This window comes from Cobetia marina (genome assembly GCF_001720485.1).
Classification (GTDB): Bacteria; Pseudomonadota; Gammaproteobacteria; order Pseudomonadales; family Halomonadaceae; genus Cobetia; species Cobetia marina.
In genome coordinates, this window is record NZ_CP017114.1 from 2,793,947 (window position 1) to 2,810,405 (window position 16,459).

At 62.6% G+C, this 16,459-nt stretch carries 15 protein-coding genes; 4 read left to right on the forward strand and 11 right to left on the reverse strand.

What is annotated here, in order from left to right; all coding sequences use genetic code 11:
• Window positions 1-11 precede the first annotated feature (11 nt).
• From BFX80_RS11715 to BFX80_RS11735, 5 genes are all read right to left on the reverse strand, one after another.
• Window positions 12-284, reverse strand: a complete 273-nt coding sequence (locus BFX80_RS11715; RefSeq protein ID WP_043334560.1) for a DUF2160 domain-containing protein — start codon at window positions 282-284, stop codon at window positions 12-14.
• Between the two features lie 73 nt (window positions 285-357).
• Entirely contained in the window at window positions 358-1,158 is an 801-nt protein-coding gene (locus BFX80_RS11720; RefSeq protein ID WP_084209005.1) for a carbohydrate ABC transporter permease, read from the reverse strand.
• A gap of 11 nt (window positions 1,159-1,169) precedes the next feature.
• The gene (locus BFX80_RS11725; protein WP_077372715.1) at window positions 1,170-2,039 is read right to left on the reverse strand and encodes a carbohydrate ABC transporter permease; all 870 of its coding nucleotides are present in this window, start codon (window positions 2,037-2,039) and stop codon (window positions 1,170-1,172) included.
• Window positions 2,039-3,253, reverse strand: coding sequence for an ABC transporter ATP-binding protein (locus tag BFX80_RS11730; protein WP_084209006.1), 1,215 nt, complete (start codon window positions 3,251-3,253; stop codon window positions 2,039-2,041). The genes BFX80_RS11725 and BFX80_RS11730 overlap by 1 nt, the downstream gene beginning before the upstream one ends.
• Window positions 3,253-4,419: an ABC transporter ATP-binding protein gene (locus BFX80_RS11735; protein ID WP_084209007.1), complete on the reverse strand. Its 1,167-nt coding sequence runs from the start codon at window positions 4,417-4,419 to the stop codon at window positions 3,253-3,255. The genes BFX80_RS11730 and BFX80_RS11735 overlap by 1 nt, the downstream gene beginning before the upstream one ends.
• Window positions 4,420-4,845: 426 nt before the next feature.
• Here BFX80_RS11735 and BFX80_RS11740 point away from each other — a divergent pair, with 426 nt between their 5' ends.
• Entirely contained in the window at window positions 4,846-6,870 is a 2,025-nt protein-coding gene (locus BFX80_RS11740; RefSeq protein WP_084209008.1) for a sigma-54-dependent Fis family transcriptional regulator, read from the forward strand.
• 141 nt (window positions 6,871-7,011) lie between these two features.
• Here the strand turns inward: BFX80_RS11740 and BFX80_RS11745 are convergent, their stop codons facing one another.
• From BFX80_RS11745 to BFX80_RS11770, 6 genes are all read right to left on the reverse strand, one after another.
• Window positions 7,012-7,863 (reverse strand): ABC transporter permease, encoded by an 852-nt coding sequence (locus tag BFX80_RS11745; protein WP_077372706.1) that lies wholly within the window; start codon window positions 7,861-7,863, stop codon window positions 7,012-7,014.
• A gap of 3 nt (window positions 7,864-7,866) precedes the next feature.
• The gene (locus BFX80_RS11750; protein ID WP_084209009.1) at window positions 7,867-9,168 is read right to left on the reverse strand and encodes an ABC transporter permease; all 1,302 of its coding nucleotides are present in this window, start codon (window positions 9,166-9,168) and stop codon (window positions 7,867-7,869) included.
• Window positions 9,169-9,326: 158 nt separating this feature from the next.
• The gene (locus BFX80_RS11755) at window positions 9,327-10,484 is read right to left on the reverse strand and encodes an extracellular solute-binding protein (RefSeq protein ID WP_240499558.1); all 1,158 of its coding nucleotides are present in this window, start codon (window positions 10,482-10,484) and stop codon (window positions 9,327-9,329) included.
• A 100-nt stretch (window positions 10,485-10,584) separates the two neighbouring features.
• A complete protein-coding gene (locus BFX80_RS11760) occupies window positions 10,585-11,724 on the reverse strand; it encodes an ABC transporter ATP-binding protein (RefSeq protein ID WP_373996111.1) in 1,140 nt (379 codons plus the stop codon).
• 410 nt (window positions 11,725-12,134) lie between these two features.
• Window positions 12,135-12,296, reverse strand: a complete 162-nt coding sequence (locus tag BFX80_RS11765; RefSeq protein ID WP_043334518.1) for a YqaE/Pmp3 family membrane protein — start codon at window positions 12,294-12,296, stop codon at window positions 12,135-12,137.
• An 82-nt stretch (window positions 12,297-12,378) separates the two neighbouring features.
• A complete protein-coding gene (locus tag BFX80_RS11770) occupies window positions 12,379-12,639 on the reverse strand; it encodes a hypothetical protein (protein WP_240499559.1) in 261 nt (86 codons plus the stop codon).
• A gap of 335 nt (window positions 12,640-12,974) precedes the next feature.
• On the opposite strand from BFX80_RS11770, the gene BFX80_RS11775 reads away from it, so the two are divergent.
• The 3 genes from BFX80_RS11775 to BFX80_RS11785 all read left to right on the forward strand — a co-directional run bounded on the left by BFX80_RS11775 (window position 12,975) and on the right by BFX80_RS11785 (window position 15,955).
• The gene (locus BFX80_RS11775; RefSeq protein WP_077372697.1) at window positions 12,975-13,724 is read left to right on the forward strand and encodes a glutathione peroxidase; all 750 of its coding nucleotides are present in this window, start codon (window positions 12,975-12,977) and stop codon (window positions 13,722-13,724) included.
• 114 nt (window positions 13,725-13,838) lie between these two features.
• On the forward strand, window positions 13,839-15,323 hold the full coding sequence (locus BFX80_RS11780; RefSeq protein ID WP_077372695.1) for a dihydrolipoyl dehydrogenase: 1,485 nt from the start codon (window positions 13,839-13,841) through the stop codon (window positions 15,321-15,323).
• A gap of 212 nt (window positions 15,324-15,535) precedes the next feature.
• Window positions 15,536-15,955, forward strand: a complete 420-nt coding sequence (locus BFX80_RS11785) for a CBS domain-containing protein (protein ID WP_084209010.1) — start codon at window positions 15,536-15,538, stop codon at window positions 15,953-15,955.
• Window positions 15,956-16,459: the final 504 nt, after the last annotated feature.

The following is a 16,459-nucleotide window of genomic DNA, read 5'->3' on the forward strand; positions in this document are numbered from 1 at the left end:
TCACCCTCACCTCATCCCCACTTCATCAACACCAGCATCCAGACGACACAGACGATGCTGATCATCCACAGCACCTGATCAGTGAAGCCCAGCCACAGCAGATGCAGCCAGCCGCTGGAGAGCAGGCCGATGAACAGTCTGTCGCCACGCGTGGTCGCGATGGGCAGAAAGCCCTGGCGACTCAGCGTCGGGGTCACGAACTGCCAGGCGGTCATGCCCAGCAGCAAGGTGCCGATACCGGCAAAGAAGAGTGACGTGGGCAGTGTCCAGGCCATCCATTCCATCATCATGTCCTCTTGTAGGCCGCCAGCAGCGACTCGCTGGCGGCAATGACAGCGGCGCTCGTCTGGCCGCCGCTCACACCCGACCCAGGGCGAAGCCCTTGGCGACGTGATTGCGCACGAAGTAGATCACCAGAATGCCGGGAATCAGCGTCAGGGCGCCGGCGGCGGCCAGCACGCCCCAGTCGATGCCCGAGGCCGAGACCGTTCGCGTCATCACCGCCGCGATCGGCTTCGCCTCCGTCGAGGTCAGGGTTCGCGCCAGCAACAGCTCCACCCACGAGAACATGAAGCAGAAGAAGGCGGTCACCCCGATGCCCGGGCGAATCATCGGAATGAACAGCGTCAGGAAGAAGCGCGGAAAACTGTAGCCATCGATATAGGCCGTCTCATCGATCTCCTTGGGCACGCCGGACATGAAGCCTTCCAGAATCCAGACCGCCAGCGGCACGTTGAACAGACAGTGCGCGAGTGCCACCGCCAGCGGAGTATCGAACAGTCCCACCGAGGAGTAGAGCTGGAAGAACGGCAGCAGGAAGACCGCCGGCGGTGCCATTCGATTGGTCAAGAGCCAGAAGAACAGATGCTTGTCACCCAGGAAGCGATAGCGCGAGAAGGCATAGGCCGCCGGCAGTGCCACCGTCAGCGAGATGGCCATGTTGAGCACCACATAGCTCATCGAGTTCACATAGCCCATGTACCAGCTGGGGTCGGTGAAGATCACCCGGTAGTTGTCGAAGGTGAAGTTCTGTGGCCACAGGGTCAGGCCGCCGAGAATCTCCTGATTCGACTTGAACGACATGATCAGCAGCCAGTAGATCGGCACCAGCAGGAACAGCAGGTAGATCGTCATTACCAGACGCTTGCGTGTTTTCATCACTCGTCTCCTCAGGCGTCGTCACTGTCCTGGTGGGTCATGGCGGTATAGAACAGCCACGAGACCAGCAGGATGATGAGGAAGTAGATCAGCGAGAAGGCAGCGGCGCGTCCGAGATCGAACTGGCCGATCGCCATCTGGGTCAAGGTCTGGGACAGGAAGGTCGTGGTGGTACCCGGCCCGCCACCGGTGAGAACGAAGGGCTCGGTGTAGATCATGAAACTGTCCATGAAGCGCAGCATGATGCCGATCAGCAGCACGCTCTTGAGCTTGGGCAGCTGGATGTAGCGGAACACGGCCCAGGGTGAGGCACGGTCGATGCGCGCGGCCTGATAGTAGACATCGGGAATGGCGCGCAGCCCCGAGTAGCACAGCAGTGCCACCAGCGACGTCCAGTGCCAGACATCCATCACCAGCACCGTCACCCAGGCGTCGGCCGGATTGGAGGCGTAGTTGTAATCGATGCCCAGTTGCCCCAGCGCCCAGCCGTAGAGCCCGATGTCCTCACGCCCGATGATCTGCCAGATGGTGCCGACCACGTTCCAGGGAATCAGCAGCGGCAGGGCCAGCAGGATCATGCACAACGAGACCATGAAGCCCTTGCGCGGCATCGAGAGCGCCACGGCGATCCCCAGCGGAATCTCGATGGCGAGTACCGCGAAGGAATAGACGAACTGGCGAACCAGCGAGTCGTGCAGGCGCTCGTCGCGCAGGATCTCGCGATACCATTCGGTTCCCACGAAGAAGCGTGTGGAGGGATCGAAGATGTCCTGCACCGAGTAGTTGACCACCGTCATCATCGGGATGATGGCCGAGAACGCCACCACGATGACCACCGGCAGCACCAGCCACCAGGCGCGATTGTTGTGTGTGCGTTGCATCAGGCGTTTCCTCCCGGCTGCTCTCCACTTTCCCCTCTGGCAAAGCTGTCCGCCTCGCCGCTGTCGGGCGCGCCGGCCTGTGACAGATCCAGCAGATGCTCATCGAGATAGAAGCGCTGCCAGCGGGCCGGTAGCCGCAGCCGCACACCCCCGACAGGGATAGGCGCATCTTCCTCGATACGTGCCTTGAAGATGCAGCCACCGCCGATGTCGAGATCCACTACCTTGTAGGTGCCAAGATCCTGCACCAGCGTGACCTGACCACTGAGCCAATGCTCGCGGGTGTCGGAAACCGCCGCAGCGGGTGAGCTGTCGCTGGCCTCGAGCTCGACGAATTCCGGACGGATGCCCAGCTTCAACTCGCCCTTGCGCTCCTCAAGCGTCGCCAGCAGCGCCCGTGGAAGGTGCAGCAAGGGCGCGTCCTCCCCCGTCCCGAGCCGCACGCCCTCTGATTCCAGCGTGATGCTGGCCAGATTCATGCCCGGCGAGCCGATGAAGTAGCCCACGAAGGTGTGAGCGGGGTCCTCGAACAGCTCGCGCGGGGTACCGAACTGCACGATGCGGCCTTCATACATCACCGCGATCTTGTCGGCGAAGGTCGAGGCCTCCAGCTGGTCATGGGTGACGTAGACCATGGTGATGTTGAACTGCTCATGGATCTGCTTGAGCTTGCGCCGCAGCTTCCACTTGAGGTGGGGGTCGATGACGGTCAGCGGTTCATCGAACAGGATGGCGGCCACGTCATCACGCACCAGCCCGCGGCCCATCGAGACCTTCTGCTTCTCGTCGGCCGTCAGGTTGCTGGCACGCCGCGTCAGCAGGTCTTCCAGCTCCAGCACCTGGGCGATCTCACGTACCCGAGACTGCACCTTGTGCTCCGGCTGGCGCTGATTGCGCAGCGGGAAGGCCAGATTGTCGAAGACGGTCATGGTGTCGTAGACCACCGGGAACTGGAACACCTGAGCGATGTTGCGCTCTTCCGGCGGCAGCCGATTGACCACGCGATCATCGAAGCGCACCTCGCCCTCGGAGGGGGCCAGCAGCCCGGAGATGATGTTGAGCAGCGTACTCTTGCCACAGCCCGACGGGCCGAGCAGCGCATAGGCACCGCCCTGCTGCCAGACATGGTTCATGCGCCGGATGGCGTAGTCACTGTCAGCCGTAGGCGTCGCCAGGTAGCTGTGCGCCAGATCATTGAGGTGTATTTCCGCCATCAGGCCAGCCCTCCGCCAGTCGTGGTGGGTCGCTCGGGCGAGCGGATCAGTGCCCCGTCGCCGCCCGGGCCTGCCACTTCACCGCCAGCGCGGCCCTTGTCATCCGCGAAGACGAACAACTTGTGCGCGGGGGCATAGACCCGGATGGCATCATCCACGGCGAAGTCGTGGATACCGGACAGGTGCAGCACCAGGGAGTGATCGTCATTGCTGACATGCAGGAAGGTCTCGGAGCCGGAGATCTCGGCGATATCCACCGTGACGGCGAACTCGAGATCATCGTCGGCCAGCGGCGCCAACCCCAGATGACTGGGACGGATACCGAAGCGATAGGCCCCGCTCTCGAGCCCCACCAGTGGTGTGGGCAGCACGAACCGGCTGCCCTGCTCGCCGGCACTGGCGGCACCGGAGAACGCCAGTTCACGCCCACGCACCTCGGCCTCGAACAGATTGATCTGCGGCTCGGAGTAGAGCTTCGCCGCCTCGACACTCACCGGATGATGGTAGACGGCCTCGGTAGGCCCGGACTGCAACACCCGCCCTTCATGCATCAGGGTGGTGGTGCCACCGAGCGCCAGCGCCTCACCGGGTTCGGTGGTGGCGTAGACGGCGATGGTGTTGCGGGTCGCGAACAGGCTGCGCATCTCGTGGCGCAGCTCTTCGCGCAGCTTGTAATCAAGATTGACCAGCGGCTCATCGAACAGCACCAGGTCAGCATCCTTGACCAGCGCCCGCGCCATGGCCGTACGCTGCTGCTGACCGCCGGAGAGCTCCGCCGGCTGACGCGCGAGGAACTGCTCGATATGCAGCATCTCGGCGATCTCGTGCACGCGGCGACGGATTTCCTCCGGCGCCATGCGCGCCAGCTTCAGCGGCGAGGCGATGTTGTCGTAGACGCTCAGACTCGGGTAGTTGATGAACTGCTGATAGACCATCGAGATGTTGCGCTCGCGCACCGGGCGGCCGGTCACGTCCTCGCCGTTCATCACGATTCGCCCATCACTGGGCACATCGAGGCCTGCCATCAGGCGCATCAGTGAGGTCTTGCCGGACAAGGTGCGTCCCAGCAGCACATTGAAGGAGCCGGGCTCGAAGGTCAGGTCCACCCTGTCGATATGGGTCTCGCGGCCAACCCGGCGGGTGACCGCCTCAAGGCTCAAGGACATGGCGCTGTCTCGTCTGGTGAAAGTCATCGGGGCAGGGACACGGCCAACCACTGCCGAGTGTTCATACCCACCTGGTGGCTCTCATCTAGCGAACCCTGTGCCAGCCGCGCGCAACCCCGTGCCCCCCGACACCCTCTGCCAGCCCTCGCATACCGCCAGATCGCCCTCTTTCGTTGATCATTCAGTCACTTGCCAGATGCGACCAAGGCAGGGGCAGACCATGGTCTAGCCCGTCAACCACCCCGTCTCCCGCTACTCTGATGAACAGTGTCTGAACACTGGAGTCCTCGGAACTGAACACTCGCCACGCACAAGTGAACATTGCCGTGAACACTCCCCAAGACCGAAAACAGCATCGATGACAGCACCGATAACAGCATCAATAACAACAGAGGCCTGAAAGGCCCGCCGCACAAGGGATGTCTCATGACAGCACGCCATCATTCCGCCAGCCACGTCGATAACCACGTCGATAACCACACCGCCGCCCCCCCAGCTCACTCCACGCCCCATCCCGCCGCTGCTCCCGTGGCACTTCAGCATTCCTCACTGGTGTGTCCGCCGGAAGAGCTCGTCTGGCGTCAGCGTCAGGCCGCCAGCCTGATGGCGACGGTGGCGTCAGCGGTGGCCGGTCATACCCTTAACCTGCTCGATCACTGGCAGGCGTGTCTGGTACTGACCGACCGCGACGGCGTGGTGCTGGCAAGCTACGGCCATCAACAGCTGCTGGGCAATGACGCCACCCTGCTGCGCCCCGGCGCGCGCTGGCGCGAGGAATCGCTGGGGCATAACGCCATCGCCGAGACGCTGAATGCGCCGCGCGCCAATCGCCTGGCACGCATCGCGCTCGACGCGCATGACGCCGAGTGCCTCAAGGGGCTGGCCAGTGCCAGTGCCGCCCTGCTGGCGCCCGCGAGCTGGAACAGTCGCCGCGGGCTGACCCCCTGTGCCTGCGAGGGCTGCCTGGGACTGATATGCGATCCCTATCGCGTCCGCCAGTACAGTCTCGGCATGCTCGGCGTACTGGCGGATGACATCGAGCAACGCCGTCTCGATGAGGCGCTCGGGCATGATCATCATCTGTTGCGCCTGCATCTCAACCGTTCTCAGCTGGACTCGCCCAGCGCCGCCCTGCTGGCTGTCACGCCGCAGGGCCAGGTCGCGGCCGCCAGTCGCAGAGGGCTGCAGCTGCTGGCAGCGCACCTTGAGCTCTCGCCATCGCCAGATTGCGCGGAACACCCGGCGGACAACGACAGCTGCGCCACGCGCGATGACCTCCATCTGTTGCTGGGCCAGCCCCTGGCTCGCTGGCAGCTGGACTGGGCACCGCTGGCCCAGCTTGACGACGCGGAATGCCTGACGCTCACGCAACACCCGCATTTCACGGGCTACACCTTGTGCGGTGTCCTGCCCAGGCCACGCATTCAGGCACGCGCACCAGCCACTCACCCCACCGATGAGCGAACTGGCCCGCTGGCCACTCAGGCCGCTGCCTGCCATCCAAGCCTTGCGCGCCTGCATCATGGCGATGCCGGCTGGGCCCGAGTCTGCGAGCTGCTGGCACGGCTGGTGAACGCTCGCCTGCCACTGCTGCTGCAGGGCGAGACAGGTGTCGGCAAGGAAGAGGTGGTCAAGGCGCTGCATCAGGCCAGTCATCGCGCCCATCAGCCGCTGGTCGCCATCAATTGCGCGGCATTGCCCGATGAGCTGGTCGAGGCTGAGCTGTTCGGGTATCGGCGCGGCGCCTTTACCGGTGCCGACCCTGCGGGGCGCGAGGGCCGACTGATCGAGGCCAATGGCGGACGCCTGTTTCTGGATGAGATCGGCGACATGCCACTGCATGTGCAGGCGCGTCTGCTGCGCGTGCTGCAGGAGCGTGAAGTCACCCCGCTGGGCGGCGGCAAGCCGCAGCGGGTCGATTTCGAACTGGTGGCCGCCACCCATCAGCCTCTCAGCGAGCTGGTCAAGGCAGGTCACTTCCGGGCGGACCTCTACTACCGACTGTGTGGCGCCAGCATCGCCCTGCCGCCACTGCGCGATCGCCAGGACATGGCTGGATTGAGCCATGCCCTGCTGACACGGCTGTGCCGGGAGCAGCAACGCGAGCTGCCACGCATCACCCCTGATTTCCTGAACCGTCTCATGCAGCATGATTGGCCGGGCAACGTGCGTGAGCTGGACAATGTGTTGCGTCTGGCACTGGCGCTGTGCGATGGGCCGTCTCTTGAAGCGTGCCACGTGATGCTGTCGGGCGAATTCAGCAGCGCATCGCATGCACAACATTGCGCCATGCTGCCGCCCGAGAAGCCTCCCCTGCCCCCGCTGCATGACCTCTCCAGTGCCGAGGAGCTGCAGAGCGCGCTGGACGCGCTGGGCGGCAACGTCTCGCGTCTCGCTCGGGAGCTGGGCATCAGTCGCACCACGCTCTACAAGCGACTCGGCGCGGCCTGACGCAGCAGGCTTCTCCTCAAGCCCCGGCCCTGAAACGCCCGTGCCCCCGCAGACAGACTCTGCGGGGGCACGGGCGTTTCACACGACTCACATTTCTTACCGCTACCAAGCACCTAACACTCAGCACTCAAGGACAGGGAGTCAGCTCGGCGTCAGGCCGCGCAGGCGCTCATTGCGACGGCGAATCAGCTCCAGTGTCGTCAGCAGCAGGATCGAGACCAGCACCAGCAGCGTGGCCACCGCCAGAATCGTCGGACTGATCTCCTCGCGGATACCGGACCACATCTGGATCGGGATGGTGGTCTGCGCCGGCCCGGCGATGAACAGCACCACCACGACTTCATCGAACGAGGTGATGAAGGCGAACAGCGCACCGGACACCACGCCCGGCGTCACCAGCGGCAGGATGATGCGGAAGAAGGTGCGACTCGGGCTGGCCCCCAGCGAGTGCGCCGCACGCGTCAGAGAGTGATCGAATCCGGACAGCGTCGCCGTCACCGTGATCACCACGAAGGGAATGCCTAGCGCGGTGTGCGCCAGAATCACGCCCAGATAGGTCTGCGTCAGCCCCAGCTTCGAGAAGAAGAAGAACATCGCCGCGGCACTGATGATCAATGGCACGATCATCGGCGAGATCAGGATCGCCATGATGGTGTTGCGAAACGGCATGAAGCGACTCGAAAGCCCAAGCGCGGCAAGCGTGCCCAGTACCGTGGCCAGCACCGTCGCACATACCGCGACGAAGATGCTGTTCTTGATCGAGCGCATCCACTCATCCGACGTGAAGAACTCCTGATACCAGCGCAGCGAGTAACCCTCCGGGTCCAGCGACAGCATCTTCTCCGAGAAGGTGAAGTAGGGTTCGGCATTGAACGAGAGCGGAATGATCACCAGGATCGGCCCGATCAGGAACAGGAAGATCAGCGCACAGAGTGCGCAGAACACCCAATGCCAGATCCGCTCACCACGTGTTGCATAGGAAGGTATGGCCATCTGTCACCCCAGTTTGACCTTGTCGACACCGATCAGGCGGTTGTAGACGAGATAGAAGAGGATCACCACGACCAGCAGGATCGAGCCAATGGCCGCTGCCAGTCCCCAGTTGAGCGAGGTCTGCATGTGATAGGCGATGAAGTTGGTGATGAAGCGGCCCGACTGCCCGCCCACCAGTGCCGGCGTGATGTAGTAGCCGATGGAGAGGATGAAGACCAGAATCGAGCCTGCTCCGATACCCGGCAGGGTCTGCGGGAAGTAGACGCGTCGGAAGGCGGTGATCGGCCCGGCACCCAGCGAGCGCGCCGCGTGCATGTAGCTGGGCGGAATGGTCTTCATGACCGAGTACAGCGGCAGGATCATGAAGGGCAGCAGGATATGGGTCATCGCGATGATGGTGCCGGTCTTGTTGTAGATCATCTGGATGCGCGCCTCCTCGGCGAGTATCCCGACGCCTACCAGCATGTCGTTGAGCACCCCCTGCTGCTGCAGGATCGCGATCCATGTCGTGGTGCGTACCAGAAGCGAAGTCCAGAACGGCAGCAACACCAGAATCATCAGCAGATTGCCGCGCCCGGCAGGCAGGGTCGCCAGCAGCCAGGCCACCGGATAGGCCAGCAACAGACATAGCCCGGTGATCGCGGCGCTCATCCAGAAGGTGCGGATGAACAGCGAGACATGGATCTGCAGATATTCCGGCTTCTCGACGATCTCGCCAGTGGGAGAGAACTGACGATCCACCGCCGCCAGATAGTAGGAAGCCGTGTAAGGCGTGGACTCGCGCTTGATCAAGCGCCAGATGTCCGGGTCCTGCCAGTCCTCATCGGCCTCGATCAATGCCGCCTTGTAAGGGGCCTCCATGCGAGCGGCCTTGCGTGCACTCTTCATGAACAGTGAGCGCATGCCCGACATTTCATAGTTGAGACGTGAGGCGACACGCCCGAGATTGCGCGCCTTGAGGCCCGCGGCAAGGTCGTCTGCCAGCGCGGCGTAGGTAGCCTCATCCGGCAATCCCTCGCCGTCCCAGTCAACCAGCGCCTGACTGGTGCGCGGCAGATAGGTGGAGACTTCCGGGTTGTCGACACTGCGCGACAGCATGTCGAAGATGGGCATGACGAAGGCCAGCCCGATGAAGATCAACAGCGGTGCCACCAGCAGCAACGCCTTGAGACGGCTGCGGCGGATGGCACGATTGAGACTCTGTTTCAGGGGCACGCCGTCGGCGGTGGTCAGTGCCGCGCCGGGTGCTCCATTGGGGTCATGTTCTGCGCTTCCGGACGTGGCCGGGGCGGAGGAATCGCTCATCCTGCACTCCTTGATCGGCTATCCGAGGATGCCTGAGCCGTCAGCCGCTTCCCGCACGTGAAGGCGGGGACGAGCACGAACTGCCGGGCGATCAGGCATGATCAAAAAGGCCCCGGCGCGCGGTCGTGCGCCACCGGGGCCATCGGGTCAGTGCGGGATCAGCGTGCCAGCCAGGCGTTGAAGCGCTGGCTCAGCTCATCGAGGTTGTCGGCCCAGAACTCGTCATCCTTGGGAATGGCGGTCTCGAAGTTGGGGCCGTAGGTCGGCATGTGCGGCTTCATGTCGATGCCCGTATCGGCGTGGGTCGAGACCAGCGCCGCAGACGAGGTACGTGCCGGACCGTAGGAGATGTACTTGGCCTGGTCCGCCAGACGCTGGGTGTCGGTGGCAAACATCAGGTAATCCTTGACCTTGTCGAGCTTGCCGGTCGGGACGACCCATCCGTCCAGCTCGAACACCTGAGCATCCCAGACGATGGCGAAGGGCTGCTTCTCGTTGACCTCGGCATTGAAGATACGGCCGTTGTAGGCAGAGGCGAAGGCCACTTCCTTGTCCGCCAGCAGCTGCGGCGGCTGGGCACCCTCCTCCCACCAGATGACGCTGTCCTTGATGGTATCGAGCTTGGCGAAGGCACGCTCGATGCCTTCATCGGTCTCCAGCATGTCGTAGACCTCTTCCGGTGCCACACCATCAGCGACCAGTGCCCATTCCATGTTGTTGATCGGCTTCTTCTGCAACGCACGCTTGCCGGGGAACTCCTCGAGATTGAAGACATCATCGATGGAATCCGGCTGCTTGTCCTCGGGGAACATCTCGGTATTGAAGGCCACGATGTTGGAATAGACGATCTGCGGCACGAAGCACTCACTGAGCGAGCCTTCGATGAAATCCTCACTGGCCGGTGTTCCATCCGGCGCTGCCGCGAACAGGGTGTCCGGGTCCAGCGGCTCGATCAGCCCTTCGGAGCAGGCGATCAGCGCGTCGCTGGGCAACATGTCGACCAGATCCCAGGTGACGTTGCCTGCCTGTACCTGGGCACGCAGCCCCGAGAGCGCATTGGACGACTTGTCGATATTGACGACGGTATCGCCGCTCTTCTCTTCCCATGGCTCGTGATAGGCCTTGAGCTGGCTTTCACTGTACGCCCCGCCCCACGACACGATATTGAGTGTCTCGGCCTGAGCTGCGGTGGCGCCAAGGCTTGCCGTGGCGACCGCCACGACCAGAGCGGCACGCAGTGGCATGCTGGCCCCTGCGCAGGAACGCGACACCTGGGCGATGCGACGTGAAGAGATGAATCGATTGATCACTGACATGGGTGAATCTCCCTGAATTCTTGTTGTTGTACTGCACTCTTGTCGCGAATCGTGCTGTTGCTCTCTCGGGTAAGGCCTGCGTTCGTCTCCTGTGCTGTCGTCAGGCATCCAGTGCTCGGCAATCGCAGGCATCCCACCCGACCTGCAATGTCTGTCCGGGCCGCAAGGGTGGATAGCCTTCGGCATTGGGTGTCTTGATGATGAATTCGTCACTGCCACATACCGCCACTCGCGTGCGCAGATGATCTCCAAGATAGATCACCTCAAGCACCTCGGCGGTAAAGACATTGTCGGGAGGGGATGAAACACCTGCCTCTTCGCTGGACAGCAGACGCACCCGCTCCGGGCGGAGCGACAGTTGGGTACGCTCGCCAATCTCATTGACGGCGACCTTGAGTGCCCGCACCTGCTCGCCACTGTCGAGGGTCACGGTGCAATGCGCGTCTTGTGCTTCCAGCTGTGTGACCTGCCCGTTGAGGCGGTTGTTCTCGCCGATGAAATAGGCGACGAAGGCATTCTCCGGCGCCTCATACAGCGCCTCGGGGGTCGCCAGCTGCTGGACGATGCCATCATTGAAGACCGCGATGCGGTCCGACATGGTCAGCGCTTCCGTCTGGTCGTGAGTCACGTAGAGCATGGTGACGCCGAGACGCTGGTGGATGCGCTTGATCTCGAACTGCATCTCTTCACGCAGATTCTTGTCAAGCGCCCCCAGCGGCTCATCCATCAGCACCAGTTCCGGCTCGAAGACCAGCGCGCGCGCCAGGGCGACCCGCTGTTGCTGTCCGCCGGAGAGTTGCCCCGGGCGGCGATCCCCGAATTCGCCGAGCCGCACCATGTCCAGGGCATTGGCCACCTTGGTGGAAATCTCTTCCTTGCTCATGCCGCGCACTTCCAGCGGAAATGCCAGGTTCTCGGCCACGCTCATGTGCGGAAACAGGGCGTAATTCTGGAAGACCATGCCGATGCCGCGCTTGTGCGGTGGCAAGTCGTTGATGGGGGTACCGTCGAGAAGGATGTCGCCATGAGTCGGCGTTTCGAAGCCCGCCATCATCATCAGGCAGGTAGTCTTGCCGGAACCGGACGGCCCCAGCAGGGTGACGAACTCGCCGCGCCGAACTTCAAGATTGAAGCCCTTGACCACCAGCGTTTCGCCGTCATAGCTCTTTTGCACATCATTGAAGATCGCGAAGCAGGAGCTGGTCTCCTGCGGCGCGTCGGGCTCTGCAGTCATGACCATGCGTGGTATCCATCATGTTGTTGTTATCGCGAAGCCCGCGATCGACCGGGCTTCACCCGCCCCGTGATCACTGCTCTCACTCCCATTTGACCCTACGGTGGCAGACCAAAGGCGACAAGCGGCACTCCCGCTGAATAGCGTTGAAAGCAGGCTATGCGAAAGTCTGAACATTGGACTAAGGGCACGTTGCTTCCCGCCGCGAACCTCTCTCGCGGGACTCACGGGGCAAGGGCCGTGCCCGGCGAGCGCCCACTAGAAAGCCCCGCCTGCACGAATGTCAGACGGGGCTTCAGGTCTTTCAACTTTCCAGGCCAGGTGGCGGCACCGATCATGTCAGCCGGTCGAGTTCGAAATGCCTCACGGGATGCGAACCCGCCATACGGGGCCCGGACCGGGTCGCCCGGACCGGGTCAGAACTTGGTGATGACCCACACGGCGTGGATGATCCCCGGCAGGAAGCCGAAACAGGTCAGGATGATGTTGATCCAGAAATGCTTGTTGGCGACCCCCACCTGCATCAGTACGCCCAGCGGCGGAAGGATGATGGCCAGAATGATGCGAATGATATCCATAGTTTGCTCCTTGCGGGTGGAATTGGGTGACCTGATCCTCTCGTCCAACGTCTACCTGCAGCGTGACACACGAATGACGCACTCATGGCTTCCGTGGCGGTTCGTCCTCATCTGTCGAGTCCTGCGACTTGACCCGGGAGTCACGATTGACCTTCTGTGCAAGCGACTCGGACTCCGCTGCCAGTTGCTCGTGATAGCGCTCCCAGTCCTCCCAGTCATGTGGCGTGCCACTGCGGGGGCGGTGACTGCCCGACTCACGTGCACGTGCCCAGGCGTGTTCTTCCAGACTCTGAGGCTTGTCCTCTTCCTTGTCCTTGTCGCCATCCAGGCCGTGCTTTGCCATGTACTCTCTTGCGTTCATCTGCTGCCTCGCTTGTCAGGCGCGAAACCTGACGATGCTGTGACTTACCCACTACCTGCGGCTGACACCGAGCAATATCAAGCCTGCACACCGCTTTCGAACAAAAAACTCCGCAAACGTTCAGTCGCCCAGGCTCACGTCATCAAGAAAAGCTATCGCATCGCTTGATGCAATCAAATTCACCCGCCCCCGGCATCTGCATAGACTGGCTCCAGTTTCGCAAGGCACTGATTCTTCGAGGTCCTGCTTTCCTTTTCGAAGTCTTCATCGCCTGCCAACCCATTCAACATTCTCTTGTCGAGATCGGAGCCAATTTCATGCAACTCGAGTCACACGAAGGCCAGCAAGTCCCCAACGTCAGCTTCAAGATTCGCCGCGACGGCCGTCTGGTCGAACGCACCAGCGAGGAGATCTTCTCAGGCCGCAACGTGGTGGTCTTCGCCCTGCCGGGTGCCTTCACCCCGACCTGCTCTTCCACCCACCTGCCGCGTTACAACGAACTGGCCGATCGTTTCTATGCGGTCGGGATCGACGAGATCGTCTGCCTGTCGGTCAACGACGCCTTCGTCATGGAATCCTGGGGCGAGCATCAGGAAGCCGAGAACCTGAGCCTGATCGCCGATGGCAACGGTGACTTCGCACAGGGCATGGGCATGCTGGTCGACAAGAGCGATATCGGCTTCGGCAAGCGCAGCTGGCGCTACTCCATGCTGGTGCGCAACGGCGTGGTCGAGAAGCAGTTCATCGAGCCGCAGAAACCGGGCGACCCCTTTGAAGTCTCCGACGCCGACACCATGCTGGATTATCTGGACCCGGAAGCCGGCCGTCCCAGCTTCGCCACCTTGTTCAGCAAGCCGGGCTGCCCGTACTGCGCACGTGCCAAGCAGATGCTTGATGAAGCCCGCATCAGCTACGAAGTCATCGAAGTCGGCACCCGTGGCGTGACCTCTCGCACCCTGCGCGCCATGACCGGCCAGGCCACCGTGCCTCAAGTCTGGATCGACGGTGAGCACGTCGGCGGCAGCGATGAAGTCGCCCGCTACTTCGGCAGCCTGACCAGCGCCTGAGCGCTTCACGCTGACGTAACCCCATCGCCATCTCGTTTCATCATGCGCGGGTCACCCCGCGCCTGAGACCCCATTCAGTCAGGTGCGCCGCTGGCGCACCTTGAGGAGTACGACGTGAACGAACGCCAGGTTGAAGTCGCCATCATCGGCGCAGGCAGTGCAGGACTCGGCGCCTATCGCGCCGCCAAGGCCCACACCGATTCCGTGGTCATGATCGAGGGCGGCCCCTACGGCACCACCTGTGCCCGTGTCGGCTGCATGCCCTCCAAGCTCTTGATCAGTGCGGCGGAAGCCGCGCATCACGCCCGTGATACCGCACCGTTCGGCATCAATATCGAAGGCGAGGTCAAGGTGGATGGCCGCGCCGTGATGGACCGCGTCAAGCGAGAGCGCGACCGCTTCGTCGGTTTCGTGGTCGAGTCCGTGGAAGGCATCCCGCCGCAGGACAAGCTGCGCGGCAATGCACGCTTCGAGACCGCCAACAGCCTGATCATCGGCGACAACGAGACCCGCGTGACCTTCGAGCGTGTCGTGATCGCCACCGGCTCGCGCCCCAGCTACCCGGGCTTCTTCGAGAATGCCGGTGACCGCCTGATCATCAATGACAACGTCTTCGAGTGGGACGACCTGCCGGAATCCGTCGCCGTCTTCGGCCCGGGCGTCATCGGGCTGGAGCTGGGCCAGGCGCTCACGCGTCTCGGCGTGCGCATCCGCATGTTCGGCGTCGGCGGCGCCATCGGCCCGCTGCGTGACGAGAAGCTGCGTGCCAATGCCGATCGCGTCTTCAACGAGGAGTTCTATCTGGACCCGGACGCCAAGGTCGAGAAGATCGAACGTGTCGAGGACGAGAACGGTGCCGGTGTCGAGATCACCTTCATCGAGCGTGGCAGCGAAGCTCGCCTGACCGAACGTTTCGACTATCTGCTCGCGGCCACCGGTCGTCGCCCGAATGTCGATCGCCTAAATATCGACGCCCTCGGGCTGAAGCTGGACGAGCGCGGCGTGCCGATCTTCAATCGCCACACCCTGCAGACTCGCCTGAGCGATGACACCCCGAGCCATGTCTTCATCGCCGGCGACGCCAACAACGACCTGCCGCTGCTGCACGAGGCCTCCGACGAGGGCCGTATCGCCGGTGACAACGCCGGTCGCTTCCCCGAGGTGCGTGCCGGTCACCGCAAGAGCACCATCGCCGTCGTCTTCAGCGATCCGCAGATGGCGACCATCGGCCTCTCCACCGCCGAGATCGAACAGCGCTACGGTGCCTGCGACTGCTACGCGGTCGGCGAAGTCGACTTCACCGGCCAGGGCCGCTCCCGCGTGATGCGCATGAACAAGGGCATGCTGCGCGTCTATGGCGAGCAAGGCACTGGCCTGCTGCTGGGTGCCGAGATCTTCGGTCCCCGTGCCGAGCACCTCGCCCACCTGCTGGCCTGGTCCCATCAGCAGCGCATGACCATCGAGCAGATGCTGGAAATGCCCTTCTATCACCCGGTGATCGAGGAAGGTCTGCGCACCGCGCTGCGGGATCTCAATGCCAACCTGCAGCTGGGGCCGGCCGTGGTCGAACGCTGCATGGAGTGCGGCCCGGGCGACTGATCTCGCCGCACGACGCTCGGGGAGTCTGATGGCCACTGGCGATCGGACTCCCCGAGACAAGGCGACAAGCGGCGTCGGGCAGCTCACGATGGGATGCTCTATGCTCTGAACGAGACGTCGACATGCCGTCGGCTACCGCCTGGCGGGTAGCCGACATCCATCGAACGATTCCCTGCCCGGGCGTCGTCAGCGGCGAAGCAGGAGACCTGCCCATGAAAGCCACACAACTGAAGGTCCCTTCGACCCTTCGCGACATCATGTCCCGCGACTGTTATCGGGTGAAGGCTCGCACCAGCATCCTGGAATTCGCCCACGGCCTGACCCATCACCGTCTGCCGGGTGCGCCTGTGGTCGATGACCTGGATCGTCTGGTCGGTTTCATCTCGGAGCAGGACATCCTCGGCAAGCTGCTCGACAGCGCCTATCACTGCGGCCAACACGCACAGGTCGGTGACCTCATGCGTCACGAGGTCCTGAGTGTCGGCCCCAATGACAGCATCACCGACCTTGCACAGCGCATGAATGGGCATCAGCCCAAGGTCTATCCCGTGGTGGAACAGGGACGCCTGATCGGTGTGGTGACACGTCGTGATGTCCTGAGTGCCCTGCTCACCATGCAGGCGGGTTGCTGAACTGACATCCGGCGCGTGATTGATTGCCTGACGACGCTGGCCAGACATGGCGCCGCGTGAAGAAGCATGCAGCGCCCATGAAAAAGCCCGCGCAGACATCCTGTCTGCGCGGGCTTTTTCATGTCTCTTTGACCATCCGATGTGCGAGGCCTTGCCTCACATGATTACCTGCCAGCTAACCCATTCATGTCCGGGTCATGATTTCTGGAGCGTCACGCCAGGACGGAAAAGCGCTTGCGAACGCAAGTCATGACGTTCTCTCGGGCAATGACGCCGTAGCATTGACTGGATGACCACGCACTCGTGACCAAAAAAAACCGCCAGGCAGTGCATGGCGGTGGATAAGAACAGTTAAAGCCAGACATAACATCGCGATAACATCATGTCCTTGCCAACTATGACTGCAGCTTTGGCATTTCTATCCCGAGGGTGGCCAAAAAAATCGGCCTTTTTTGTCACAGACCTTTACCAGATGTGAAAGCTGGGCTACGTGCGTTGCCTGAT

Bases quoted from the DNA above. Each gene is read 5' to 3' on its own strand.
- BFX80_RS11725 (WP_077372715.1), bottom strand. From the start codon at position 2,039: ATGCAACGCACACACAACAATCGCGCCTGGTGGCTGGTGCTGCCGGTG.
- BFX80_RS11750 (WP_084209009.1), bottom strand. From the start codon at position 9,168: ATGAGCGATTCCTCCGCCCCGGCCACGTCCGGAAGCGCAGAACATGAC.
- BFX80_RS11740 (WP_084209008.1), top strand. From the start codon at position 4,846: ATGACAGCACGCCATCATTCCGCCAGCCACGTCGATAACCACGTCGAT.
- BFX80_RS11755 (WP_240499558.1), bottom strand. From the start codon at position 10,484: ATGTCAGTGATCAATCGATTCATCTCTTCACGTCGCATCGCCCAGGTG.
- BFX80_RS11765 (WP_043334518.1), bottom strand. From the start codon at position 12,296: ATGGATATCATTCGCATCATTCTGGCCATCATCCTTCCGCCGCTGGGC.
- BFX80_RS11760 (WP_373996111.1), bottom strand. From the start codon at position 11,724: ATGGTCATGACTGCAGAGCCCGACGCGCCGCAGGAGACCAGCTCCTGC.
- BFX80_RS11720 (WP_084209005.1), bottom strand. From the start codon at position 1,158: ATGAAAACACGCAAGCGTCTGGTAATGACGATCTACCTGCTGTTCCTG.
- BFX80_RS11775 (WP_077372697.1), top strand. From the start codon at position 12,975: ATGCAACTCGAGTCACACGAAGGCCAGCAAGTCCCCAACGTCAGCTTC.
- BFX80_RS11745 (WP_077372706.1), bottom strand. From the start codon at position 7,863: ATGGCCATACCTTCCTATGCAACACGTGGTGAGCGGATCTGGCATTGG.
- BFX80_RS11730 (WP_084209006.1), bottom strand. From the start codon at position 3,253: ATGGCGGAAATACACCTCAATGATCTGGCGCACAGCTACCTGGCGACG.
- BFX80_RS11785 (WP_084209010.1), top strand. From the start codon at position 15,536: ATGAAAGCCACACAACTGAAGGTCCCTTCGACCCTTCGCGACATCATG.
- BFX80_RS11770 (WP_240499559.1), bottom strand. From the start codon at position 12,639: ATGGCAAAGCACGGCCTGGATGGCGACAAGGACAAGGAAGAGGACAAG.
- BFX80_RS11715 (WP_043334560.1), bottom strand. From the start codon at position 284: ATGGAATGGATGGCCTGGACACTGCCCACGTCACTCTTCTTTGCCGGT.
- BFX80_RS11735 (WP_084209007.1), bottom strand. From the start codon at position 4,419: ATGTCCTTGAGCCTTGAGGCGGTCACCCGCCGGGTTGGCCGCGAGACC.